Here is a 22,264-nt window from a genome sequence, read left to right on the forward strand (position 1 = left end):
CGCGGGGGAACGGGACCAAGATCCGCCGGACGCTACCAGCCCGGCGCGCGCCCCGGCATCACACCGCCAGCGTCCGCGCGAGGACGCGGGCGGCCCGCTCGGCGTCGGCGAAGGAGACGTACAGCGGGGTGAAGCCGAAGCGCAGCACGTCCGGCGCCCGGAAGTCGCCCACCACGCCCTGGTCGATCAGGCGCTTCATGACGTCGCCGGCGTCCGCGCAGCGCAGCGCGACCTGGCTGCCGCGCTCGGCGTGCGCGGCCGGGGTGAGCGACTCGACCAGGCCGGGCGGTACGTACGTCTCGACGCACCGCAGGAAGAAGTCCGTCAGGGCGAGCGACTTGGCCCGTACCGCGTCGACCGAGACGCCGTCCCAGACGTCGAGGGCCGCTTCCAGGGCGAGCATGGACAGGATGTCGGGCGTGCCGACGCGCCCGCGCACCGCGCCCTGGGCGGGCTCGAAGTCGGGGCGCATCCCGAAGGGCTCGGCGTGCGCGTTCCAGCCGGGCAGCGGCGAGTCGAACCGCTCCTGGTGCTCCTCGCGCACGTAGAGGTAGGCCGGTGAACCGGGGCCGCCGTTCAGGTACTTGTAGGTGCAGCCCACCGCGAGGTCCACGCCGTGCTCGTCCAGGCCGACGGGCAGGGCGCCCGCCGTGTGGCACAGGTCCCAGACGGCGAGGGCGCCCGCCGCGTGCGCGGCCGCCGTCAGACCGGGCAGGTCGTGCAGGCGGCCGGTGCGGTAGTCGGCGTGGTTCAGCAGGACGGCGGCCGTGCGCGGACCGAGCGCGGCCGGCACCTCGGCGGGCGCGAGCGGGATCAGCCGGCAGCCGGTGAGGCGGGCCGCGGACTGCGCGATGTACCCGTCCGTGGGGAAGGTCGTGGCGTCAACGATGATCTCGTCGCGCCCCCCGTCCGAGTGGCGGTCGCCCCCGTCCGGGCGGTCGCCGCCCTCGCCGCGGGCCAGTCGCACGGCGCCGACCAGCGCCTTGAAGACGTTCACGCTGGTCGAGTCGCCGACCACGATCTGGCCGGGGGCGGCGCCGACCAGCGGGGCGACGCGGTCGCCGATGCGCTCGGGCGCGGTCCACCAGCCGCTCTCGCCCCAGGAGCGGATGCGCAGCTCGCCCCACTGGCGGGCGATGACGTCCGCGACACGGCCCGGCACGTTCGCGGGCAGGGCGCCCAGGGAGTTGCCGTCCAGATAGACGGTGTCGTCCAGGACGAACTCGGCGCGCTTGGCGGCCAGTTCGTCCTTCGCGTCCCAGACCTCGGCCTCGCTGCGCAGGTCAGACATGGCTCCTCGCCGTCCACAGCTCGGGGAAGACGTTCTTCGTCGCCCGCTTCTCCAGCCAGGCCACGCCGGCCGAGCCGCCCGTGCCCGTCTTGGAGCCCATCGCGCGGCGGGTGGCGACCAGGTGGTCGTTGCGCCAGCGCCAGACCAGCTCGGCCACGTCCGTCAACGTCTCGCCGAGCCGCGCCAGTTCGGCGCTCTCGTCGCCGGAGTACAGCGCCGTCCAGACCGCCTCGACCTCGGGCGACGGCTCGTACTTCTTCGTCAGGTCGCGCTCCAGGACGGCGTCCGGGATCGCGTGCCCCCGCCGGGCGAGGAGCCTGAGCACCTCGTCGTACAGGCTCGGCTCGTGCAGGGCCTTCTCCAGCTCCGCGTGGACGCGCGGGGCGCCCCGGTGCGGGACCAGCATGGACGCCGACTTGTCGCCCAGCAGGAACTCCATGCGCCGGTACATCGCGGACTGGAACCCGGAGCCCTCGCCGAGCGAGCTCCGGTAGGAGTTGAACTGCGCGGGGGTCAGCCCGGCCAGCGGGGTCCAGGAGTGGTTCAGGGCCTCCAGCTCGCGGATGCTGCGCTTGAGCGCGGCCACGGCGACCGGGACGTCGTCGCGGCGCAGGGCGCTCGCGGCGGTCTCCCACTCGTGGACGATCACCGTGAACCACAGCTCCATGACCTGGGTGGTGACCAGGAAGACCATCTCGCCGGGGTCGTCCGACCGCAGGTGCTGGAGGTGGGTGAGGACGTCCGCCTGGACGTAGTCCTCGTACGGGGTGGTGCCGGCGAAGTCGAGGTTCGGGGCCTCGTGCGTCTCGGCGGGCGTCTCATGCGCCTCTGGGGACATCGCTGTCTCCTCGTACGTACTCCGGGTAGCGGTCCGCCCCTGCCGGTACCGGCACGGGGGCCCCGGTCCCCACCGGCATCCTCCGCAACTTTCCCCGAATCGGCAAGGCACACCCGTTCGGGACTCGGGCTAAAGCCGTACGCTGCTGTCGCCGACACCGTCCTGTACGCGGCGCCGCTCCCGGCAGGCCCGCAGATGGGCGGCGTTCCCGCAGCCCCGCACCGAGTGCCAGACGCCGCTGTTGTTGCGGGAGCGGTCGTAGAACGCGGCGGCGCAGGAGGCGTTGCGGCAGATCTTCAGGCGGCGCCAGAGGCCCGAGGTCTGGGCCAGCAGCGACTCGGCGAGCACGGCGGAGGCCAGCCAGCGCGCCCCCGCGCCCTCCGGTTCCACGGTCAGCGTGCCGTCGCCCGCGAGCCCGACGACCACGGGCGCGGAGGTGAAGCGCACCGCCGCCCCGCCCCGGTCGCCGGCGGCCAGCGCGCGCCGCACCTGGTCCCGCAGGCACCGGAGCTTCGGCAGGTCGTCGGCGGTCAGGACGAGCTGGACGTCGGCCCGGCCCGTCTCGCGGGCCCAGCCGCGCACCGCCCCGTCGGCCCACTCCTGGGCGGCGCCGAGCGCCCCGTCGGCCAGCAGGTCGGGCAGGTCGGCGGGGGCGGGCCGGGCGGCCGGCGCGGTGTTCAGGAGCTCCTGGACGAGGGCGAGGCCGCCCGGCGCGGGACTCAGACAGTGGCGCTCGGTCGCTGGCCAGTTCATGCCTCTCACGGTACCCGCCCCCAAGGCGACACCAGCAAAAGGCATACAGTGCTGTCAGCAGCGTAGGACGCCACGCCGGACCGAGAGCCCAGGAGGGCCGCATGGAAGCCACGGAAGCGACGCCGGACACCGCGCCGGAAGCGACGCCGGAAGCCAACGCCACGGCGGGAACGGGCGACACACGCGCCGCACGCGTTCTCGGCCGCCCCTTCGACATCAACGGCCTCACCCTGCCCAACCGCATCGCCATGGCCCCCATGACCCGCGAGTTCTCGCCCGACGGCGTGCCGGGCACGGACGTCGCCGAGTACTACGCCCGCCGCGCGGCCGGCGGCGTCGGCCTCATCGTCACCGAGGGCACCTACGTCGACCACCCCTCGGCCGGCAGCAGCCACCGCGTCCCCCACTTCCACGGCGAGGCCGCGCTCGCGGGCTGGCAGCGGGTCGCCGAGGCCGTCCACGCGGCGGGCGGCAGAATCGTCCCGCAGCTCTGGCACGTGGGCGTGACCCGCGACGAGGGCCAGGGCCCGATCCCCTCGGCGCCCTCGGTGGGCCCCTCCGGCATCGGCCTGGACGGCGCGGCCAAGGGCCACACGATGAGCGGCGCGGACATCGACGCGGTCATCGCCGCCTTCGCCGACAGCGCGGCGGCCGCCGAGCGGATCGGCTTCGACGGGGTCGAACTGCACGGCGCGCACGGCTACTTGATCGACCAGTTCCTCTGGGGGACCACCAACCGCCGCACCGACGGCTACGGCGGCGACCTCGCGTCCCGCACCCGCTTCGCGCGGGAGGTCGTGGCAGCGGTGCGGGCGGCGGTCTCGCCGGCGTTCCCGGTGATATTCCGCCTCTCCCAGTGGAAGGCGTACGCCTTCGACGCTCAGCTCGCCACCGACCCGGCCGAGCTGGAGGCGCTGCTCGCGCCGCTGGCGGACGCGGGCGTCGACGCCTTCCACGCCTCCACACGGCGCTACTGGCTGCCCGAGTTCGACGGCAGCGACCTGAACCTCGCGGGCTGGGTCAAGAAGCTCACCGGCAGGGCCACGCTGTCCGTGGGCTCGGTCGGCCTCGACAAGGAGTTCGTCGGCCCGCAGGGCTGGGCCAAGGAGACCGCGTCCACCGGCATCGACCTGCTTCTCGACCGCATGGAGCGGGACGAGTTCGACGTCATCGCGGTGGGCCGCTCCCTGATCGGTGACCCCGAGTGGGCGAACAAGGCGGTGACGGGACGCCTGGCGGAAGCGGTGCCGTACGACGTGGCGCAGCTGGGCCGGCTGCGCTAGTTCTTCGCCCGCGGGCGCGTGGTTGGCTGGTCGCGCAGTTCCCCGCGCCCCTGAAGGGGCGCTCCAGTGCCCGCCTGCCCAAGAGCCGCGCGGGCCCGCGACGCAAGCGACGCGGGCCCGCTCAAGGTCAGCCCAGCGTCGTCGCCGCGGTCTGCGAGGAGTCCCGCAGGAAGCCCGCGCAGCGCTCGTACTCCTCCTGCTCGCCGATCGCCTGCGCCGCCCGCGCCAGGGCGTGCAGCGCGCGCAGGAAGCCGCGGTTGGGCTCGTGCTCCCACGGGACGGGCCCGTGGCCCTTCCAGCCGCTGCGGCGCAGCGCGTCCAGGCCGCGGTGGTAGCCGGTGCGGGCGTACGCGTACGACTCCACGACGCTGCCGCGCTCGAACGCCTCGTCGGCGAGCTGCGCCCAGGCGAGCGAGGACGTGGGGTACTTGGCGGCGACGTCGGCGGGCGCCGTGCCGTTCGCCAGCAGCTCGCGCGGCTCCGGGTCGTCGGGCAGGTGGGTCGGGGGCGGTCCCCCGAGCAGATCCTTGTGAATGGCCATGGGTTCAGTGTGCTGCATGGCGGTACGGCGAAGGCCCCGGGTCACCGACCCGGGGCCTTCGTCACGTGGAGCGCGGGGCGCTACTTCAGCTTCGTGCCGGTGGAGCGCAGGTTCGCGCACGCCTCGGTGACCCGCTTGGCCATGCCGGCCTCGGCGAGCTTGCCCCAGGTGCGCGGGTCGTACGTCTTCTTCGAGCCGACCTCGCCGTCGACCTTCAGGACGCCGTCGTAGTTCTTGAACATGTGGTCCGCGACGGGCCGCGTGAACGCGTACTGGGTGTCGGTGTCCAGGTTCATCTTCACGACGCCGTTCTCCAGCGCGGTGGCGATCTCCTCGGCCGTGGAGCCCGAGCCGCCGTGGAAGACGAAGTCGAACGGCGACTGCTTGCCGTACTTGGCGGCGACGCCCTCCTGGAGGTCCGCGAGCAGCTCGGGACGGAGGACGACGTTGCCCGGCTTGTAGACGCCGTGGACGTTGCCGAAGGACGCGGCCAGGAGGTAGCGGCCCTTCTCGCCGAGGCCCAGCGCCTCGGCGGTGCGCAGCGCGTCGTCGACGGTGGTGTACAGCTCGTCGTTGATCTCGTGCGTGACACCGTCCTCCTCGCCGCCGGTCGGGGTGATCTCGACCTCAAGGATGATCTTGGCGGCGGCGGCCTTCGCGAGCAGCTCCTGGCCGATGGCCAGGTTGTCGGCGAGGGTCTCGGCGGAGCCGTCCCACATGTGGGACTGGAAGAGCGGGTTCCGGCCGGCCTTGACGCGCTCGGCGGAGACGTCGAGCAGCGGGCGGACGTAGCCGTCCAGCTTGTCCTTCGGGCAGTGGTCGGTGTGCAGCGCGATGGTGACGTCGTACTTGGCGGCGACGATGTGCGCGAACTCGGCGAGCGCGACCGCGCCGGTCACCATGTCCTTGCTGTACTGGCCGCCCAGGAACTCCGCGCCACCGGTGGAGATCTGGATGATGCCGTCGCTCTCGGCCTCCGCGAAGCCGCGCAGCGCGGCGTGCAGGGTCTGCGAGGAGGTGACGTTGATGGCCGGGTAGGCGAACTTGCCTGCCTTCGCCCGGTCGAGCATCTCGTTGTAGACCTCGGGAGTTGCGATGGGCATGTGTCCGCTCCTTGTGATGTGCGGGTGGGATGCTGTGCTGCTTGACCCTGACCTGGGGGCGACGACATCGTCGCCCCCATCTTTCCAGACGTGCCGGAGTCAGTCGGCCAGACCGAGGTCGTCCTTGGAGTACGCGAAGAGGTACGGCACGCCGGCGCCCTCGGTGATCTTCTCGCCGGCGCCGGTGGCCCGGTCCACGATCGTGGCGACGCCGACGACCTCGGCGCCCGCCTCGCGGACGGCCTCGACGGCGGTGAGCGGGGAGCCGCCGGTGGTGGAGGTGTCCTCGACGACGAGCACGCGGCGCCCCTTGATGTCCGGGCCCTCGACGCGGCGCTGCATGCCGTGCGCCTTGGCGGCCTTGCGGACCACGAAGGCGTCCAGGCGCCTGCCGCGCGCGGCGGAGGCGTGCAGCATCGCGCCGGCGACGGGGTCGGCGCCCATGGTCAGGCCGCCCACGGCGTCGAAGTCGAGGTCGGCGGTGAGGTCGAGCAGCACCTGGCCCACCAGCGGGGCGGCCTCGCCGTCGAGGGTGATGCGGCGCAGGTCGATGTAGTAATCGGCTTCGAGACCCGAGGAGAGGGTCACCTTGCCGTGCACCACGGCCTTGTCCTTGATCTGCTGGAGCAGCGCGCCACGTACGTCGTCAGTCATGCCTGTCAGCTTAAAGCCGCGTCCAGGTCCAGGTCGTCGCCGTCTCCAGCGGTTCGATGGGGGTGACCAGGCGGGGCGCGGTGCTGAGCCCGTTGGGCGGGCCGGTCTGCGGCTCCACGCACACGGCCGCCTCCTGCTCGTCGTAGACGACGACCCACTGCTCGCGGCTCGTGACGTGCAGCGCGAGCCGCCCCGGCCAGGTCAGCGTCACGTCGACGCCGTCGGGCATGCCGAAGCAGTCGTCCCAGGGGCCGGGGCGCGGCTCGACGCGGCGGCCGGTGGGGAGGTGGTCGTCGCCGCGCTCCTCCTGCCAGGCGGGGGCGAAGTCGATCCGCGCGGGCTCGCCGCCGCCGTCCAGGGAGCGGTTGAACCAGGGGTGCCAGCCCGCCTGCGCGGGGAAGGAGTCGCCGTACGTCTCGATGCCGAGGCGCAGCGTCAACGCGTCCTCGGTCAGTTCCACGATCTGGGTGACGCGGCCCGGGTAGGGCCAGGGCTCGGTGAGGTCGTACGTGAAGACGGCCTCGGTCGGGGAGGTGCGCGCCGTGCGCCACGCGGCGTCGCGGGCGAAGCCGTGGATGGCGTGCGGCGGGGAGTTCAGCGGCATCTGGTGGACGCTCGCGCCGTCGCGGAACCGGCCCCGGTCGATCCGGCCGCACCAGGGCACCATCGGGAAGGAGCCGTACCGCTCCCCCTGGCGCAGCAGCTCGACGCCGCCGATGCGCAGACTTCCGATGCGGCAGCCGCTGCCCGGCCGCACGGTCACTTCCGCGTCGCCCGCGGTCAAAGTCACGTCTTGGGTACTCATCCGGCCGACCCTACGGTGTACGCGGTCACCGGCGGCGGCGCAGGGCGCGGCCGACCACGACGGCCGAGGCCAGCGCGAGGGCGGCGGCGGGCGCGGCCCAGCGGAGCGTGGCACCGGCGGAGAGCGTCTCGGGGACGGGCGCCGGCGCGTACCGGCCGCGCGGCGGGGCGTGGTCGACCTCCTCGGCGCTGCGGCCGATCATCGTGCGGCGGGCGTGGGCGGCCTCGGCGGGCGGTACGTCGATGTCGCTCACGTCGTCGTCGATGTCGATGTCGATGTCGCCCAGACCCTCAAGATCATCTTCGTCGTCGAGGTCGTCGGCGCTGTCGAGGTCGTCCATGCCCTCGACGTCGTCGTCATCGTCGTCGTCATCCTCCGCCCCGGGGGCTCGCGGGGCGGGCTGCGGGGTCGTGGCGTGTGCCCCGGCCGGGCCGGAGTCCGCGGGCGCCGCCGCCGCGAGGGCCTCCGCGAACCGTTCGAGGAGTCTGCGCACAGCGGTCTCCACAGCCTGTGGAGAACTTTCCGTGATCCGGCCGTCGGCCGTGGCCGCGCCCTCGAAGGCGATGTTCGTTCCCGCGGAGACGGGCAGCAGCCGCACGGTCAGCGTGAGCCGCACGGAACCGGAACCGCGCGCCTCCGTCCCCTCGCCCGCGATCACGTACGCCCCGTCGGCACGACCCTCGGTCCGCGCCGCGCCCCGGTAGGTGATGGTGTGCCCCGCGACCCGCACCTTGAGGCGGCCGGAGATCGGCCCCGCCGTCTCCCGCGCGTCGCGCTGGAGCGCGGGCACCGCCCCGGCGACCCGCTCGGGGTCGGCCAGGACCTGCCGGAGACGCTCTGCGGCGACCGGGACGAAGACCTCATGCTCCATGGCAGTGGAGCCTACCCACGCACTCGCGACTATGTGCGCCGGTTCACCGGACCGTGTACGTCAGTCCGCGTAACGCGGACGCACCAGGGTGGACGCCACCAGGCCGGGCACCCGGGTGGGCGCGGCCGAGCGCACCCCGGCGCGCACCGTCCGCGACCCGGCCGCGCGCAGCAGCACGGGACGCGCCCGTGAGGCCAGCACGAACCCCCAGTCGCGCGGCGCCCGCGCCCCCGCCGATGCGCGGTCGGGCCCGGCGGCGAACCCCGAGCGCCGGCCGCCCACGCGGTAGGGCACGGTCCGCAGGCCCGCCGCCCGCACCGTCGCCTCCACCGTCCAGAAGACCCGCGGCCGCACCGACACGGGGCCCGCGTGCACGGCGAGGCGCCCTCGGGGGGCCAGGACGCGGGTGGCCAGGCCGTAGAACTCCTGGGAGTACAGCTTCGCGCTCGCGGTGACGCCCGGGTCCGGCAGGTCGCAGATCACCACGTCGTACGCGGCCCGCTCCGCGCGCAGCCAGCGGAACGCCTCGGCGCGCACCACCCGCATCCGCGGGTCGCGCAGGGCGTGGCCGTTCAGCTCGCCGAGGGCCGGGTCGTGCCGGGCGAGGGCGAGGACGCCCGCGTCCAGCTCCACGAGGTCGACGCGGCGCACCCCCGGATGGCGCAGCACCTCGCGCGCCGCGAGGCCGTCGCCGCCGCCGAGGATGAGCACGCGCGCGTGGGGGCCGCGCATCGCGGGCCGGACCAGCCCTTCGTGGTAGTGGCGCTCGTCGCGGCCGCTGATGCGCAGGCGCCCGTCGAGGTAGAGGTCCAGGGAGCGCCGCCGCCCTCCGGTGAGGACGATCTCCTGCACCTCGGTCTGGACGGCGACGCGCACGTCCGCGCCGTACACCGCCCGCCGCGCGGCCCGCTCGAAGTCGCCGACGAAGACGGCGGCCGTGGCCAGCACCGACAGGACGAGCACGTTCGCGGCGATCAGCGCGGCCCGCTCGCGCACGCCGAGGTCCCGCCCGAACAGGCCGAGGACGAGCGCGCCGCCCGCGACCGCGTTGACCGCGCCGGTGAACAGGGCGCCCGTGAGCTGCCCGAAGACCGGCAGCAGCAGGAAGGGGAAGGCGAGGCCGCCGACCAGCGCGCCCACGTAGTCGGCGGCGAACAGGTCGGCGACGGCGCCCCCGGCGTCCTGCCGCCGGATGCGCTGGATGAGGACCATCAGGAGCGGCACCTCGGCGCCGATGAGGACGCCGATGGCCAGCGAGAACGCGACGACGAGAGGGCGAGAGCCGCCCGCCCAGACCTCGCCCCGGTCGCCGGTCCACGCGAACGCCGCGTACAGCGCCATGGCGCTGCACCCGCCGACCAGCGCGAGCGCGGCCTCGATCAGGCCGAACCCGAGGGCGGCGCGGCGCCGCAGCCGCTTGGCGAGCAGCGACCCGATGCCCATGGCGAAGACCATCACGGAGAGCACGACGGAGGCCTGGGTGACCGAGTCGCCGATCAGATAGGCGGCGAGGGCGACGAGTTCGAGTTCGTAGACGAGCCCGCAGGCAGCGCAGACGAACACGCCGACCAGAACGAGGAACCGTCCTGCCCGGGGTGAGACCGGCAACCGGACCGTCGAGTCGAGCACCGACAGCACGCTACGTCACTGCGGTCTCACTCCGGGTCACCCGCAAGGGTGCAAAAGGGGCCCGTCGGGCGTGGCGGCCCCGCTCACAGCGGCGCGGGCAGCGGCATCCGCACCCCCACCCGCGACCGCGTGGCGACCAACTGGCCGTCCTGCGGATACGCGTGCCAGGTGCGCCACATCACCGAGCCTTCGTGCCGCTGGGCCAGCAGGGCGGTGAAGGCGTGCGGGCTGCCGGGGAAGACCCCCGCGAGGCCGTGCGGGTGTTCGGTCACCAGAGCCAGCAACTCCTGGGCGCGGCCCGCGAACTGGCCGCGCGAGAGGGTCTCGACGCGCGCCGCGAACTCGTACTCCCAGTCGCCCACCCGCTTGGAGACGCCCAGCGGGAGCGGTGTGCTGCTGCCGGGGATGCAGGCCACGGTCTCGGAGCAGCTGCCCTGCTCGTCCTCCAGGAGCACCTGGTGGGAGGCCCCGAGGAGTCTCAACTGCATTCTCGCGTCGGACAGTTCCACGTCGAGGGTGGCGAGCGCGGGCAGCGGCTCGCGCCCCAGGGCCCAGGCGAGGTCCGCGGCGCGCGTGTCGGTGTAGACAGTCTTCAGGGTCGTGAGCATGGGTCGGCTCCGCTAACACGCAATGGAGGTGGGGCCGGCGCACCCGGGTCGTGGCCCGGAAGGGTCGTGACCGGGAGGTCGGAATACCGGCTCGTGCCCACGTGAACGGCACCGGTCGGGTCTCCGGGCTTGCGTCCGGGAAACCCGTGAGGGACGTCCGAGGGCGGTACGGGCGGTTAAGAGGGAATCATGGTCGGCGACAGTGCCACAGCGTTTTTACCCAACTTCGTGCGCTTTCCATCCCCCTGGGGGTTGCACAGTTCAACTGTTCAATGATTCACAACCGTCCGTCCGCCGGAGCACGCCCCCTCGCCTCGCACGCCCGAACGCAACACCAGTGCGCCCGGCGGGAGTTGCCTCCCGCCGGGCGCCCCGGCGAATCGGTGGACCAGCTGCCCCGTGTCAGCTGCCTCCGCCGCATCCGCCCCCGCCCCCGCACGACGAGCCGCCCCCGCACGAGGAACTGCCCCCGCACGAGGAGCCGCCGCCGCAGGAGTGCCCCCCGTGGTGGTGGCCGCCCCCGGAGTCACCGCCCCCGGCCCACCAACTGCCGCCACCCGCCGTGCTCGACGCCGTGCCCGAGCTCCACCGCGAACCGGTGCGGCGCTTGGCGCTCCCCCGGGAACCGGCCACCATGGCCACGACGAACATGATCACTCCTGCGAAGACGAAGGCCACGATCACGACCACCACGCTCCTTCCGTTCCCCCGCGACGCGGTCCCCCCATGGGCCTCGCTCCTCGCGTGACAGGGGGATGCCCTTCGCCGTCGCGGCCCAAAGCAGAGTTGAGGAAGTCCAGAGGTTCGGCGCAGGATGGCGGCCATGACTTCCACCACCGGGAGCGGGCGCCCGCTGCTCAACCGCCGCCTCGCCGAGTTCGGTACGACGATTTTCGCCGAGATGTCCGCGCTCGCGGTGTCGACGGGCGCGATCAACCTGGGTCAGGGCTTCCCGGACACCGACGGACCCGAGTCCGTGCGCGAGGCCGCGGTGCGCGCGCTGCGCGACGGTCGCGGCAACCAGTACCCGCCGGGCCCCGGCGTCCCCGAGCTGCGCACGGCGATCGCCGCGCACCAGCTCTCCCGCTATGCCCTCACCTACGACCCCGACCGCGAGGTCCTGGTGACGGCCGGCGCCACCGAGGCGATCGCGGCCTCGCTGCTCGCCCTGGTCGAACCGGGCGACGAGGTCGTCGCGCTGGAGCCCTACTACGACTCGTACGCCGCCTCGATCGCGCTCGCGGGCGGCACGCGGGTGCCGGTCACGCTGCGGCCCGGCGACGGCCGCTTCCGCCTGGACCTGGACGAGCTGCGCGACGCGATCACGCCCCGCACCCGGCTGCTGCTGCTCAACACCCCGCACAACCCGACCGGCACGGTCCTCACCCGCGCCGAACTGGCCCGGATCGCGGAACTGGCGGTCGAGCACGACCTGCTCGTCATCACCGACGAGGTCTACGAGCACCTGGTCTTCGACGACGCCGAGCACATCCCGCTCGCCTCCTTCCCCGGCATGCGCGAGCGCACGGTCACCATCGGTTCGGCGGGCAAGACGTTCTCGTTCACCGGCTGGAAGGTCGGCTGGCTGACGTCCACCCCGGAACTGGTCACGGCGGTCCGCTCGGTGAAGCAGTACCTCACCTTCGTCTCCTCGGGCCCCTTCCAGTACGCCGTCGCGGAGGCGCTCGCGCTGCCGGACTCCTTCTTCGACGGCTTCCGCGCCGACATGCGGGCCCGGCGCGACCTGCTCGCCGAGGGCCTCGCCGCCGCCGGCTTCGACGTCTACCGCCCGGCCGGCACGTACTTCGTCACCACCGACATCCGCCCCCTCGGCGAGAGCGACGGCTTCGCCTTCTGCCGCTCGCTGCCCGAGCGGGCCGGCGTCGTCGCCATCCCGAACGCCGTCTTCTACGACCACCGCGAGGCGGGCGCGCCCTTCGTCCGCTTCGCCTTCTGCAAGAAGGTCTCCGTCCTGGAGGAGGCCGTCACCCGCCTCAAGCGGCTGACGGTCCGCGGGAGGTAACCCCGGGACGGCCCGCGTGGGTGATGACCCTAAGTGTGATAGTCGGGTTATTACTCCATAAAGGTGGCAATGAGATGCTTTCCTGCTGAACGTGGGCAGGAATATGCCAAGGACACGCGTGGGCCGGGTCCAGCCACAAGGGGAGTGCCAGGATGACTGCTGCCGACGCCGTGCCGACGTGTCCCTTCCGACACGACGACGCCCTCGAACCGGATCCGGTCATGGCCCGTTTGCGCGACGAGTCGCCCGTCGCCCGGGTCCGCATGCCCTACGGGGAGGGCGACTGCTGGCTGGTGACGCGCTACGAGGACGTGCGGACGGTGACCTCCGACCGGCGCTTCAGCCGTGCCGCGCTCGTCGACCGCGACTTCCCCCGGATCACCCCGGCCCCCATCGCCCAGCGCGAGGCGATCAACCTGATGGATCCGCCCGCGCTCAATCGCGTGCGCCGGCTGGTCATCAAGGCCTTCACCACACCCCAGGTCGAGGCACTGCGGCCCTGGACGCAGCGCACCGTGGACACGTTGCTGGACAAGATGGAGGCGGGTGGCGCGCCCGCCGACATCGTCGCTCATCTCGCGGACCGGCTGCCGCTGATGACGATCTGCCAGCTCATGGACGTGCCGGAGGAGGACCGGCCGCAGCTGCGCAGCTGGGCGATGGCCATGATGTCCATGAGGGCCGCCGACCGTTCGTCGGCGGCCGAGGCGAAGGCGGGGTTGCGCGCCTATTTCGACGCGCTGACGGCCGCGCGGCGCCGTGACCCGGGCGACGACCTGATCAGCGCACTGGCGACCGCACGCATCGGCTCGGAAATGCTGGACGAAGGGGAGCTGTCCGTTCTGGCCATGCTCCTGGTCGTCACCGGACACGACACCACCACCTACGACATCAGCAACGTCGTCTACACGCTGCTGACCCGCCCCACACATCTGCGCCGGCTGCGGGACAGCCCCGAACTGCTGCACCAGGCCCTGGAGGAACTGCTGCGCCACATCCCCTTCCGCCAGGGCGTCGGCATCCCACGGGTGGCGCTGGAGGACGTCGAACTGTCGGGCGTCCTCATCAAGGCGGGGGAGATCGTGCACGTGTCCTATCTGACCGCCAACCGCGACGGCACGGTCTACGAACAGCCCGACGCCCTCGACTTCGAGCGCAAGGACCCGGCCCCGCACATGACCTTCGGGTACGGCAGCCACCACTGCCTGGGCTCCCACCTCGCCCGTATGGTCCTCCAGGTCTCCATCGGCACCCTGATCGCCCGGTTCCCGAAACTGCGGCTGGCCGTACCGGCGCAGGACGTGCGGTGGAACACCGTGTCGATCTGGCGCTATCCACTGACCCTGCCGGTCGTCTGGTGAGGAGCTGACCATGGCCACTTTGTGCAGACCCGCCATCGCCGTGCCCGAACACGTCATCACCCGGGAGCAGACCCTCAGCCTGGCCCGCGAGCTCCACGCCGGCCACCCGCAGCTGGAGCTCGCGCTGCGCCTCATCGCCAACACCGGTGTCCAGACCCGCCACCTGGTGCAACCCATCGAGGACACCCTGCGCCACCCGGGCCTCACCCGACGCAACGCCCTGTACGAGGCGGAGGCGAAGGCACGGGTCCCCGAAGCCGTGCACCGGGCGCTGGAGCACGCCCAGCTGACGCCCGAAGACATCGACATGATCGTCTACGTGTCCTGCACGGGCTTCATGATGCCCTCGCTGACCGCCTGGCTCATCAACACCCTGGGCTTTCGACCGCAGACCCGGCAACTGCCGATCGCGCAGCTCGGCTGCGCCGCCGGAGGGGCGGCCATCAACCGCGCCCACGACTTCTGCACCGCCTACCCGCGGGCGAACGTGCTGATCGTCTCCTGCGAGTTCTGCTCACTGTGCTACCAGCCCACGGACCTGCTCGTGGGAAACCTGCTCTCCAACGGCCTGTTCGGAGACGCCATCGCCGCCGCCGTGGTCCGCGGCCAGGGAGGCACCGGCGTACAGCTGCACCACAACGGCTCCCACCTGGTACCGCGCACCGAGGAATGGATCTCCTACGCGGTCCGCGAGACCGGCTTCCACTTCCTGCTGGACAAGCGCGTACCGGGCACCATGGCCGACCTCGCGCCCGCCCTGCGCGACATGGCCGCGCTGCGCGGCTGGGACATCTCGGACCTGGGCTTCTACATCATCCACGCCGGGGGGCCCAGGATCCTGGACGACCTGAGCACCCACCTGGGACTGCCGCCGACGATGTTCCGCTACAGCAGAGCCACCCTCACCGAACGCGGCAACATCGCCAGCGCGGTCATCTTCGACGCCCTGGAACGCCTCTTCCAGGACGGCGGCGCCGACCACGCCGCCTCGGGCGTCATCGCGGGATTCGGCCCCGGCATCACCGCCGAGATCACCCTGGGCGCCTGGGACGCGACCGGAACGAGCGACCCGTCGGCCGTGCAGGCCCTGGCCCAGGCACCCGTCTGAGCACGCGCCTCACGGGCCATGGCGAAGAGCCCGGCCGGGGCGACCTCTCGGGTCGTCCCGGCCGGGCTCTCGTGGGTGTACGGGCCCTCAGGCCTCGTCGCCCGGCTGCTCGCCGGTGTCGCCCTCGGCGGAGTCCACCTCGGACTCCAGACCGAGCTGCTCGACCAGCCAGCGGTCGAACTCGATCGCGGCGCGCACCCAGCTGACCGTCGACGACACGAAGTGCTCCAGGGAGACACCCGTGCCGATCAGCATCTGGGCCTCGCCGATGAGGCGGACCGTGCCGTCGTCGTGCGTGTGGCTGTAGACCTTCGGCCACAGCGTGCGGCGGTTCCAGTCGTCGATCGACTCCAGGAGCTGCTGCTTCTGCTCGATCTGGTGCGGGCGGTCGTAGAACGTCCGCACCGAGAAGACCTGCTGGTCGTCCTCGCCACGGAACATGAAGTACGTACGGAACTCCTCCCACGGCGCCGCGAGGTCACCCTCGTCGTCGACGACGTGCTTGAGCTCCATCTGGTCCAGGAGCTGCTTCACCAGGTCCTGGTCGGGGACGACGGGGCCCGCCGGTCCTGCGCCCTGCTGCGGTTCGGGCTGTCCCCCGAAATTCGGAATCGAGGACGGGTCGATGCTCACGTGCTTTGTCCCTTCGTATGGATGGGCCCATCCTCTCCCAGGAGGGGCCCTCGGGGGCAAGCCCGGCACCTCGTCTGCCGGGTTTCCGCCGTTCGCCGTCTGCGGACACGCGGTGGCCGCTCGCGCAGTTCCCGGCGCCCCTTGGGGGCTACAGCTGCTTGCCCGGCGCGGCCGGTGAGGGGCCGACCAGCAGGCCGTCCTCGGAGCGGTCCACGCGGACCACGTCGCCGTCCTTGACCTCGCCCGCGAGGATCTCCTTGGCGAGGCGGTCGCCGATGGACGTCTGGATCAGGCGCCGCAGGGGACGCGCGCCGTACGCCGGGTCGTTGCCCTCCAGGGCCAGCCAGGCCAGCGCCTCGGGCGTGACCTCCAGGGTCAGGCGCCGCTCGGCGAGCCGCTTGGCGAGCCGGCCGATCTGGAGCTCCGCGATGTGCGCCAGCTCGTCCTTGGTGAGCGCGGAGAAGACCACCAGGTCATCGAGCCGGTTGAGGAACTCGGGCTTGAACGAGGACCGCACGACCTCCAGGACCTGCTGCTTCTTCTCCTCCTCGGAGGTCAGCGGCTCGACCAGGTACTGGCTGCCGAGGTTGGACGTCAGCACCAGGATGGTGTTGCGGAAGTCCACCGTCCGGCCCTGCCCGTCGGTCAGGCGCCCGTCGTCGAGGACCTGGAGCAGGACGTCGAAGACCTCCGGGTGCGCCTTCTCGACCTCGTCCAGGAGCACCACGCTGTACGGACGCCGCCGCACCGCCTCGGTGAGCTGGCCGCCCTCCTCGTAGCCGACGTAGCCCGGCGGGGCGCCGACGAGCCGCGCGACGCTGTGCTTCTCGCCGTACTCGCTCATGTCGATGCGGACCATGGCCCGCTCGTCGTCGAAGAGGAAGTCCGCGAGGGCCTTGGCCAGCTCCGTCTTGCCGACACCGGTGGGGCCGAGGAAGAGGAACGAGCCGGTGGGCCGGTCGGGGTCGGCGATCCCGGCGCGGGTGCGGCGCACCGCGTCGGAGACGGCGCGCACCGCCTCGTGCTGGCCGATCAGCCGCTTGCCCAGCTCGTCCTCCATGCGCAGCAGCTTCTGCGTCTCGCCCTCCAGGAGGCGCCCGGCGGGGATGCCGGTCCACGAGCCGACCACGTCGGCGATGTCGTCGGGGCCGACCTCCTCCTTGACCATGGTGTCCTTGGCCTGGACGGCCTCCTCCTCGGCCTCGGAGGCGGCTTCGAGGTCGCGCTCCAGGGTCGGGATCTCGCCGTAGAGCAGCTTGGAGGCGGTGTCGAAGTCGCCGTCGCGCTGGGCGCGCTCGGCCTGGCCGCGCAGGTCGTCCAGCTTCTCCTTCAGGGCGCCGACGCGGTTGAGGGACTCCTTCTCCTTCTCCCAGCGCGCGGTGAGCCCGCGCAGCTCCTCCTCCTTGTCGGCGAGGTCGCGCCGCAGCTTCTCCAGGCGCTGCTTGCTCGCCGGGTCGGTCTCCTTGCTGAGCGCCAGCTCCTCCATCTTCAGCCGGTCCACGGCGCGCTGGAGCTCGTCGATCTCGACGGGCGAGGAGTCGATCTCCATGCGCAGCCGGGATGCGGCCTCGTCCACGAGGTCGATGGCCTTGTCCGGCAGGAAGCGGGAGGTGATGTACCGGTCGGAGAGCGTCGCGGCGGCCACCAGGGCGCTGTCGGCGATCTGCACCTTGTGGTGCGCCTCGTAGCGCCCCTTGAGGCCGCGCAGGATCGCGATGGAGTCCTCCACGGACGGCTCGGCGACCAGGACCTGCTGGAAGCGCCGCTCCAGGGCGGGGTCCTTCTCGATCCGCTCGCGGTACTCGTCCAGGGTGGTGGCGCCGACCATGCGCAGCTCGCCGCGGGCCAGCATCGGCTTGAGCATGTTGCCCGCGTCCATGGCGGAGTCGCCGCCGGCGCCGGCGCCCACGACGGTGTGCAGCTCGTCGATGAACGTGATGATCTGGCCGTCGCTCTCCTTGATCTCGGACAGGACGGTCTTCAGGCGCTCCTCGAACTCGCCGCGGTACTTGGCGCCCGCGACCATCGCGCCGAGGTCCAGGGAGACCAGCCGCTTGTTCTTCAGCGACTCCGGCACGTCGCCCTTGACGATGCGCTGGGCGAGGCCCTCGACGACGGCGGTCTTGCCGACGCCGGGCTCACCGATGAGCACGGGATTGTTCTTGGTGCGGCGCGAGAGCACCTGCACGACCCGCCGGATCTCCTGGTCCCGCCCGATGACGGGGTCCAGGCGCCCTTCCCGGGCCGCGGCGGTGAAATCGGTGCCGAACTTCTCCAGCGCCTTGTACTGACCCTCGGGGTCGGGTGTGGTCACCCGGCGCCCTCCCCTTGTCGTCTCGAATGCTTCCAGCAGCTTCTTGTCGGTGGCCCCGTGCTGGGCGAGGGCCTGTCCGGCCCGGCCGCCCTTGGCGGCGATGCCGATGAGCAGGTGCTCGGTGGAGAGGTACTCGTCGCCCAGCTCCTTCGCCCGCTGCGCGGCGTCGGCGATGACGGCGAGCAGTTCGCGGTTGGGCTGCGGCGGCGCGACGGTGGACCCGGTCACGCTCGGCAGCGCGGCCAGGGCCCGCTCGGTGTCCGCGCGCACGGCCGCCTGGTCCGCGTCGACCGCCGCGAGCAGGTCGGTGATGTTCTCGTTGTCCTGGCCCTCCAGGAGGGCGAGCAACAAATGTCCCGGCGTCAGGTCGGGGTGGCCGTCCTGTACGGCCCGGTCACCGGCCGCGTTGATGGCGGCGCGGCTCCTGTTGGTCAGCTCTGCGTCCACGTGCGCTTGTCCTCCTTACGGACCGAACGGGGTACGGGTCCTGAACTCGGCCGACGGCCGGGTTTCCCTCTCACGCTGACTTAATCAACGTACACAAAGTTGAGTCTATTCCACTCAAGGCAGCGGTCGGAAGGCGGGGCGGCTATGTTCCGGTCCATGAGCAGCCACGCATCCGCGCCGATAGATCCGCGGCATCCGCCCGAGCCCTACCTCAGCTTCTGGCGCGAACGGCACCTGTGCACCTTGACCACCCTGCGCCCGGACGGCACCCCGCACGTGGTGCCGGTCGGCGTGACCTACGACCCCGAGACCGGCACCGCCCGTGTCCTCGCGCGCAGGACGAGCAGGAAGGTCGCGCACATCCTGGCGGCGACGGGCGCGCCGGACGGGCCGGGGGCGCGGGTGGCGGTCTGCCAGTTCGCGGGCCGGCGCTGGGCGACGCTGGAGGGCCGCGCGACGATCAGGACGGAACCGGAGCGGATCGAGGACGCGGAGACGCGCTACGAGGCGCGCTACGAGCGGCGCCCCTCGCCCAACCCCGACCGCGTCCTGATCGAGATCGAGGTCACCCGCGCCCTGGGCAAGGCCTGAGCCGGCGCGGACCCGGCGCCGGCGGCCGCGCACGCGACGTACGCGCCACCGGCCGCGCACGCCACAGCGGCGCCACCGTGTTCAGGTCCACGGTGACGCCGCTGCTGGGGGAAGCACCTGCGCGATCTACAACGACGGGGGAATCGCGTCAGGCGCTGCGGGGGGTGGCTGTGATGCTGTCCGGGGCGCTCGTCATGGCCCCCGGGTCCTGCTGTTCGCCCTCTCCGACCACCTGGTGGTCGCGGCGGTCGAGATTGACGAAGACCATCCCGTACCGGATGGCGCACCGCACGGGCTGCGGCGCTCCTCGCGGCCGCCGCAGGCACCGGTAGGCGCGGATCTCCTCCTCGTCGTCGCGGGTGACGACGATCGGCTCGCCGAGCAGGGTGACCATCAGCGAGTCGCCGCGATGCGGGATCGCGGTCACGAGATCGATGAAGTGCCATCCGGAGCGATAGGCGGTGGCCATCTCGCGGCGGAAGGTGCGGTCGTCAGGAGGAGTGCTCATGTGTGCGCACCCTTCGGGCCCACGGTCCAGCCCGTGTCCCCCGCCGGGAGCGCGTCCACGCTGGTCCAACCGGTGTCCACCGGAAGCGCCTGCACGCTGGTCCAACCGGTGTCCGCCGGGTTCGCCACCGCGGAATTTCCGCTGCCAAGGCCCGAGCCGCTCTGGGCACCGAGGGCCACAGCGGCAGAGAAGACCGCGGCAAGCACTGAGCCAAGTATTCTCACGCGCATAGTCGGCTTCGTCCTCACTTGATGGATTCCTCTCCCCCGGCCATGAAGACGATGGCTCATTCAGGCATGTCAACGCCACAGGAGCGATGCATCATGTTCTTGCACGTTCAGGACCCTGGGGGGTGGAGATATGACCACAAGCAACACAAAACCGACACATCCCCATGCTGTCACTGACCTGTGCGACGAGGGGGCACGGCTTTACGCCAACGCGCTGCGTTCCGGACGCATCAATCGTGTCGAAGCGGAACTGGCCCCTTGCCTCGTGGAATTCGCACTGCTGCACCCGGATCCGGATGACGCCAACTGGCTCCGTCCGGTTCCTCCCTCCGTCGCCCTCGCCCAGCGTCTGCACCCGCTGGAACGCGAGATCCAGGACCGCAGGCGGCTCGCCATCGAACTGACGGACTCCTTCGAACAGTTCGTCACGATCAGCGCCCAGAGCCCCGCGAACATCCACGCGATCACCGTCCTCGAGGGCTTCGACCGCATCAACGCCGCGCTGAATTCGGCCACCGCCGAGTGCAACACCTCCGTGCTGACCATCCAGCCCGGCGGCGGCCGCCCGGTGGACGCCCTGACCCAGGCCCTGGAGCGGGACCGGCCCCTGACCGACCGCGGCGTCAGCATCCGCACCCTCTACCAGCACACCGCCCGCCACAGCCAGGGAACGCTGGCCTACGTGGACCGCATCTCGGGCGGCAAGGTGCAGGTCCGCACCCTGGAAGAGCTGATCGAGCGGCTGATCATATTCGACCGGACCGTGGCCTTCATCCCGGCGAGCGACGACCGGCGCGTGGCCCTCGAACTGCGCCACCCCGGCCTGGTCGAGTACCTCAGCAAGGTCTTCGAGCAGCTCTGGGAGCGCGCGGTCCCGCTGACCGAGGAAGTCCCCTACGACATCGCGCCCAACGGCATCACGGGCGTCCAGCGCTCCATCGCCAAGCTGTTGATCGAGGGGCACGTCGACGAGGCGATCGCCCGCCGGCTCGGCATGAACGTCCGCACCTGCCGCGCCCACATCGCCAAGATCGCCGCGGCCCTCGGCAGCGGCAGCCGCGCCCAGCTCGGCTACCTCATCGCCCAGTCGGGAATCCTCGACCAGGCGAAGCTCAGCCCGGAGCGCCCGAAGTAGCCGCCCGAACCAGCCGCCAGAAGTGGACACTTCAATCACGGCGGGACGGTCCGCGCCCGCACCCTCTGCATAGAATCGCCGCGCTTCAACCGAGCGGGAGGGAGCACACATGGCCAGGGAACTCACGACGCACGCAGTGACGGATCTCTGCGAGGCGGGCTCGGCCGTATACCTGCGCCGGGCCCTCCGCGCCGGTCGTATCCGCGGCGAGGACGTCACGGGCGCCTCCTTCCCGGAGGCGCACATCACCGTCCTGGACGGCGTCGGCCGCATCAACGCGGCCATCGACCGCGCGATGAACGACGTCAGGGAGGAGTTTTTGGCCATTCAGCCCGGCGGTACCCGGCCGCCGGAGACGCTGGCCGAGGCCTTCCCGCGCGACCAGGCGATCCTCAGCCGCGGCTGCCGGATGCGGACCCTCTACCAGCACACGACGCGCCACTCCCTGCCCGTGCTCGGCTATCTGGAGCAGCTGCACGGCGACGCCGAGGCCCGCACCCTGGACGAGGTGACCGACCGCCTCTTCGTCTTCGACCGGACCGTCGCGTTCATCCCGGCGAGCAAGGACCGCAGCATCGCCCTGGAGGTGCGCCACCCGGCCCTCGTGGAGTACTTCACCACCACCTTCCGGCGGCTGTGGCGGCTGGCCACGCCCATGTGGCCGCAGGCCGCCCCGCAGGTCTCCGAGGGCGGCGTGACACCTCGTCAGCGGGCCATCGCGGGCCTGCTCGTCGAAGGCCTCACCGACGCCGAGATCGCCGACCGCCTCGGCATGAACATCCGTACGGCCCGCGTCCACATCGCCAAGCTCGCCGCCACCCTCGGCAGCGGCAGCCGCGCCCAGCTCGGCTACCTCATCGGCCGCTCGGGGCTCCTGGAGCGGGACCAGTAGCGTCCGCCACCGCCAGCCACTCGCGCAGCAGCGCCTCCCGCGCGGCCGCCCGCGGCGAGCCCCCCTCGTGCCGGCGGCCCCACTCGGCCATCGCCGACAGCGTCGTCAGGAGGGTGGCCGCGCCCTGGGTGAGGCGGCCGAGCAGCGCGCGGGAGAGGTCGTACTCCGTCGCGGAGTAGCCCACCGCCGCGGCGGTGTACGCGGTCAGTTCCGTCTCCCCCGTGGCGCCGCCGATCCGCACCGTCATCGTCGGGGCCTCGTCCTGGCCGCCGAGGCCGACCGTCAGCACGAGGTCGACGGCCACGCCCACATGCCGTCTGAACGACTTCACCGGTACGTCGTCGATGCTCAGCGTGTGGACGTCCGCCCAGGGCCAGAACGCCGACTGCCGGTCCCCGAGGGCCGCCACACCCTCCGGCGTCAGCCGCACCCCGGGAGCGAGCCCGGACGGCTTCGCGCCCACGTACACATCGCCCTCGGCGATCCAGAACAGCCCCACCATGGCCATGGCCGGCTCAACTCCCCGTTCGACAGCGGAAAACCAACAGCGGAAAACAGCGAACGGGGGCCGGGAGGTTGCCACCTCCCGGCCCCCGCGTCAGCCTACTCAGGCCCTGCGAACCGCCGCCGGTCCCCTATGCCCTCG

Annotated in this window: 21 protein-coding genes; 7 read left to right on the forward strand and 14 right to left on the reverse strand. The window is 72.1% G+C overall.

The window, feature by feature from the left end:
* Window positions 1–58 precede the first annotated feature (58 nt).
* The 3 genes from kynU to ABZ385_RS03935 form a co-directional block, all read right to left on the reverse strand.
* Window positions 59–1,291 carry a kynureninase gene (gene kynU, locus ABZ385_RS03925; RefSeq protein WP_358909567.1) on the reverse strand — a complete coding sequence of 411 codons (1,233 nt, stop codon included), beginning with the start codon at window positions 1,289–1,291 and terminating at the stop codon, window positions 59–61.
* On the reverse strand, window positions 1,284–2,129 hold the full coding sequence (locus ABZ385_RS03930; protein ID WP_358583635.1) for a tryptophan 2,3-dioxygenase family protein: 846 nt from the start codon (window positions 2,127–2,129) through the stop codon (window positions 1,284–1,286). The genes kynU and ABZ385_RS03930 overlap by 8 nt, the downstream gene beginning before the upstream one ends.
* A 129-nt stretch (window positions 2,130–2,258) precedes the next feature.
* Complete coding sequence (locus ABZ385_RS03935) at window positions 2,259–2,882, reverse strand: CGNR zinc finger domain-containing protein (RefSeq protein WP_358909568.1); 624 nt, start codon at window positions 2,880–2,882, stop codon at window positions 2,259–2,261.
* A 101-nt stretch (window positions 2,883–2,983) separates the two neighbouring features.
* On the opposite strand from ABZ385_RS03935, the gene ABZ385_RS03940 reads away from it, so the two are divergent.
* Complete coding sequence (locus ABZ385_RS03940; protein ID WP_358909570.1) at window positions 2,984–4,165, forward strand: NADH:flavin oxidoreductase; 1,182 nt, start codon at window positions 2,984–2,986, stop codon at window positions 4,163–4,165.
* 127 nt (window positions 4,166–4,292) lie between these two features.
* Here ABZ385_RS03940 and ABZ385_RS03945 read toward each other — a convergent pair whose 3' ends face one another.
* The 7 genes from ABZ385_RS03945 to ABZ385_RS03975 form a co-directional block, all read right to left on the reverse strand.
* On the reverse strand, window positions 4,293–4,706 hold the full coding sequence (locus ABZ385_RS03945; protein ID WP_358583629.1) for a DUF3151 domain-containing protein: 414 nt from the start codon (window positions 4,704–4,706) through the stop codon (window positions 4,293–4,295).
* 80 nt (window positions 4,707–4,786) lie between these two features.
* Window positions 4,787–5,809 (reverse strand): class II fructose-bisphosphate aldolase, encoded by a 1,023-nt coding sequence (gene fbaA / locus ABZ385_RS03950; protein WP_358700716.1) that lies wholly within the window; start codon window positions 5,807–5,809, stop codon window positions 4,787–4,789.
* 99 nt (window positions 5,810–5,908) lie between these two features.
* Complete coding sequence (gene pyrE / locus ABZ385_RS03955; RefSeq protein WP_358583625.1) at window positions 5,909–6,463, reverse strand: orotate phosphoribosyltransferase; 555 nt, start codon at window positions 6,461–6,463, stop codon at window positions 5,909–5,911.
* A 10-nt stretch (window positions 6,464–6,473) separates the two neighbouring features.
* On the reverse strand, window positions 6,474–7,268 hold the full coding sequence (locus ABZ385_RS03960; protein WP_358583623.1) for an aldose 1-epimerase: 795 nt from the start codon (window positions 7,266–7,268) through the stop codon (window positions 6,474–6,476).
* Window positions 7,269–7,293: 25 nt separating this feature from the next.
* Entirely contained in the window at window positions 7,294–8,139 is an 846-nt protein-coding gene (locus tag ABZ385_RS03965; protein WP_358583621.1) for an SRPBCC domain-containing protein, read from the reverse strand.
* 60 nt (window positions 8,140–8,199) lie between these two features.
* Window positions 8,200–9,768 (reverse strand): polyamine aminopropyltransferase, encoded by a 1,569-nt coding sequence (locus tag ABZ385_RS03970; protein WP_358909572.1) that lies wholly within the window; start codon window positions 9,766–9,768, stop codon window positions 8,200–8,202.
* Window positions 9,769–9,851: 83 nt separating this feature from the next.
* Window positions 9,852–10,376 (reverse strand): DUF2617 family protein, encoded by a 525-nt coding sequence (locus ABZ385_RS03975; protein WP_358583617.1) that lies wholly within the window; start codon window positions 10,374–10,376, stop codon window positions 9,852–9,854.
* Window positions 10,377–11,199: 823 nt separating this feature from the next.
* Between ABZ385_RS03975 and ABZ385_RS03980 the strand changes: the two genes are divergently transcribed.
* The 3 genes from ABZ385_RS03980 (at window position 11,200) to ABZ385_RS03990 (ending at window position 14,868) form a co-directional block, all read left to right on the forward strand.
* On the forward strand, window positions 11,200–12,399 hold the full coding sequence (locus ABZ385_RS03980) for a pyridoxal phosphate-dependent aminotransferase (protein WP_358583613.1): 1,200 nt from the start codon (window positions 11,200–11,202) through the stop codon (window positions 12,397–12,399).
* 152 nt (window positions 12,400–12,551) lie between these two features.
* Window positions 12,552–13,760 carry a cytochrome P450 gene (locus ABZ385_RS03985; RefSeq protein ID WP_358583611.1) on the forward strand — a complete coding sequence of 403 codons (1,209 nt, stop codon included), beginning with the start codon at window positions 12,552–12,554 and terminating at the stop codon, window positions 13,758–13,760.
* Between the two features lie 10 nt (window positions 13,761–13,770).
* A complete protein-coding gene (locus tag ABZ385_RS03990; RefSeq protein WP_358909574.1) occupies window positions 13,771–14,868 on the forward strand; it encodes a type III polyketide synthase in 1,098 nt (365 codons plus the stop codon).
* A gap of 87 nt (window positions 14,869–14,955) precedes the next feature.
* Here the strand turns inward: ABZ385_RS03990 and ABZ385_RS03995 are convergent, their stop codons facing one another.
* Both ABZ385_RS03995 and clpB read right to left on the reverse strand, forming a co-directional pair.
* Window positions 14,956–15,501 carry a YbjN domain-containing protein gene (locus ABZ385_RS03995; RefSeq protein ID WP_358583607.1) on the reverse strand — a complete coding sequence of 182 codons (546 nt, stop codon included), beginning with the start codon at window positions 15,499–15,501 and terminating at the stop codon, window positions 14,956–14,958.
* 148 nt (window positions 15,502–15,649) lie between these two features.
* The gene (gene clpB, locus ABZ385_RS04000) at window positions 15,650–18,262 is read right to left on the reverse strand and encodes an ATP-dependent chaperone ClpB (RefSeq protein ID WP_358583605.1); all 2,613 of its coding nucleotides are present in this window, start codon (window positions 18,260–18,262) and stop codon (window positions 15,650–15,652) included.
* Between the two features lie 156 nt (window positions 18,263–18,418).
* Between clpB and ABZ385_RS04005 the strand changes: the two genes are divergently transcribed.
* Window positions 18,419–18,853 (forward strand): TIGR03618 family F420-dependent PPOX class oxidoreductase, encoded by a 435-nt coding sequence (locus tag ABZ385_RS04005; protein WP_358583603.1) that lies wholly within the window; start codon window positions 18,419–18,421, stop codon window positions 18,851–18,853.
* 148 nt (window positions 18,854–19,001) lie between these two features.
* On the opposite strand, the gene ABZ385_RS04010 is transcribed toward ABZ385_RS04005, so the two are convergent.
* On the reverse strand, window positions 19,002–19,361 hold the full coding sequence (locus ABZ385_RS04010; protein ID WP_358583601.1) for a hypothetical protein: 360 nt from the start codon (window positions 19,359–19,361) through the stop codon (window positions 19,002–19,004).
* Window positions 19,362–19,721: 360 nt separating this feature from the next.
* On the opposite strand from ABZ385_RS04010, the gene ABZ385_RS04015 reads away from it, so the two are divergent.
* Window positions 19,722–20,726, forward strand: a complete 1,005-nt coding sequence (locus ABZ385_RS04015) for a helix-turn-helix transcriptional regulator (protein WP_358583599.1) — start codon at window positions 19,722–19,724, stop codon at window positions 20,724–20,726.
* Between the two features lie 109 nt (window positions 20,727–20,835).
* On the forward strand, window positions 20,836–21,618 hold the full coding sequence (locus ABZ385_RS04020; protein WP_358583597.1) for a helix-turn-helix transcriptional regulator: 783 nt from the start codon (window positions 20,836–20,838) through the stop codon (window positions 21,616–21,618).
* Here the strand turns inward: ABZ385_RS04020 and ABZ385_RS04025 are convergent.
* Entirely contained in the window at window positions 21,581–22,126 is a 546-nt protein-coding gene (locus tag ABZ385_RS04025; protein ID WP_358583595.1) for a hypothetical protein, read from the reverse strand. The genes ABZ385_RS04020 and ABZ385_RS04025 overlap by 38 nt on opposite strands.
* Window positions 22,127–22,264 lie beyond the last annotated feature (138 nt).

This window comes from Streptomyces sp. NPDC005898 (genome assembly GCF_040629635.1).
Taxonomy (GTDB): Bacteria; Actinomycetota; Actinomycetes; order Streptomycetales; family Streptomycetaceae; genus Streptomyces.

Coding starts and splice junctions, on each gene's coding strand:
- ABZ385_RS04020 (WP_358583597.1), top strand. CDS start 20,836: ATGGCCAGGGAACTCACGACGCACGCAGTGACGGATCTCTGCGAGGCG.
- ABZ385_RS03980 (WP_358583613.1), top strand. CDS start 11,200: ATGACTTCCACCACCGGGAGCGGGCGCCCGCTGCTCAACCGCCGCCTC.
- ABZ385_RS03940 (WP_358909570.1), top strand. CDS start 2,984: ATGGAAGCCACGGAAGCGACGCCGGACACCGCGCCGGAAGCGACGCCG.
- ABZ385_RS03945 (WP_358583629.1), bottom strand. CDS start 4,706: ATGGCCATTCACAAGGATCTGCTCGGGGGACCGCCCCCGACCCACCTG.
- ABZ385_RS04005 (WP_358583603.1), top strand. CDS start 18,419: ATGAGCAGCCACGCATCCGCGCCGATAGATCCGCGGCATCCGCCCGAG.
- ABZ385_RS03975 (WP_358583617.1), bottom strand. CDS start 10,376: ATGCTCACGACCCTGAAGACTGTCTACACCGACACGCGCGCCGCGGAC.
- ABZ385_RS03990 (WP_358909574.1), top strand. CDS start 13,771: ATGGCCACTTTGTGCAGACCCGCCATCGCCGTGCCCGAACACGTCATC.
- fbaA (WP_358700716.1), bottom strand. CDS start 5,809: ATGCCCATCGCAACTCCCGAGGTCTACAACGAGATGCTCGACCGGGCG.
- kynU (WP_358909567.1), bottom strand. CDS start 1,291: ATGTCTGACCTGCGCAGCGAGGCCGAGGTCTGGGACGCGAAGGACGAA.
- ABZ385_RS04015 (WP_358583599.1), top strand. CDS start 19,722: ATGACCACAAGCAACACAAAACCGACACATCCCCATGCTGTCACTGAC.
- ABZ385_RS03960 (WP_358583623.1), bottom strand. CDS start 7,268: ATGAGTACCCAAGACGTGACTTTGACCGCGGGCGACGCGGAAGTGACC.
- ABZ385_RS03965 (WP_358583621.1), bottom strand. CDS start 8,139: ATGGAGCATGAGGTCTTCGTCCCGGTCGCCGCAGAGCGTCTCCGGCAG.
- ABZ385_RS03930 (WP_358583635.1), bottom strand. CDS start 2,129: ATGTCCCCAGAGGCGCATGAGACGCCCGCCGAGACGCACGAGGCCCCG.
- ABZ385_RS03985 (WP_358583611.1), top strand. CDS start 12,552: ATGACTGCTGCCGACGCCGTGCCGACGTGTCCCTTCCGACACGACGAC.
- ABZ385_RS03935 (WP_358909568.1), bottom strand. CDS start 2,882: ATGAACTGGCCAGCGACCGAGCGCCACTGTCTGAGTCCCGCGCCGGGC.
- ABZ385_RS04025 (WP_358583595.1), bottom strand. CDS start 22,126: ATGGCCATGGTGGGGCTGTTCTGGATCGCCGAGGGCGATGTGTACGTG.
- ABZ385_RS04010 (WP_358583601.1), bottom strand. CDS start 19,361: ATGAGCACTCCTCCTGACGACCGCACCTTCCGCCGCGAGATGGCCACC.
- pyrE (WP_358583625.1), bottom strand. CDS start 6,463: ATGACTGACGACGTACGTGGCGCGCTGCTCCAGCAGATCAAGGACAAG.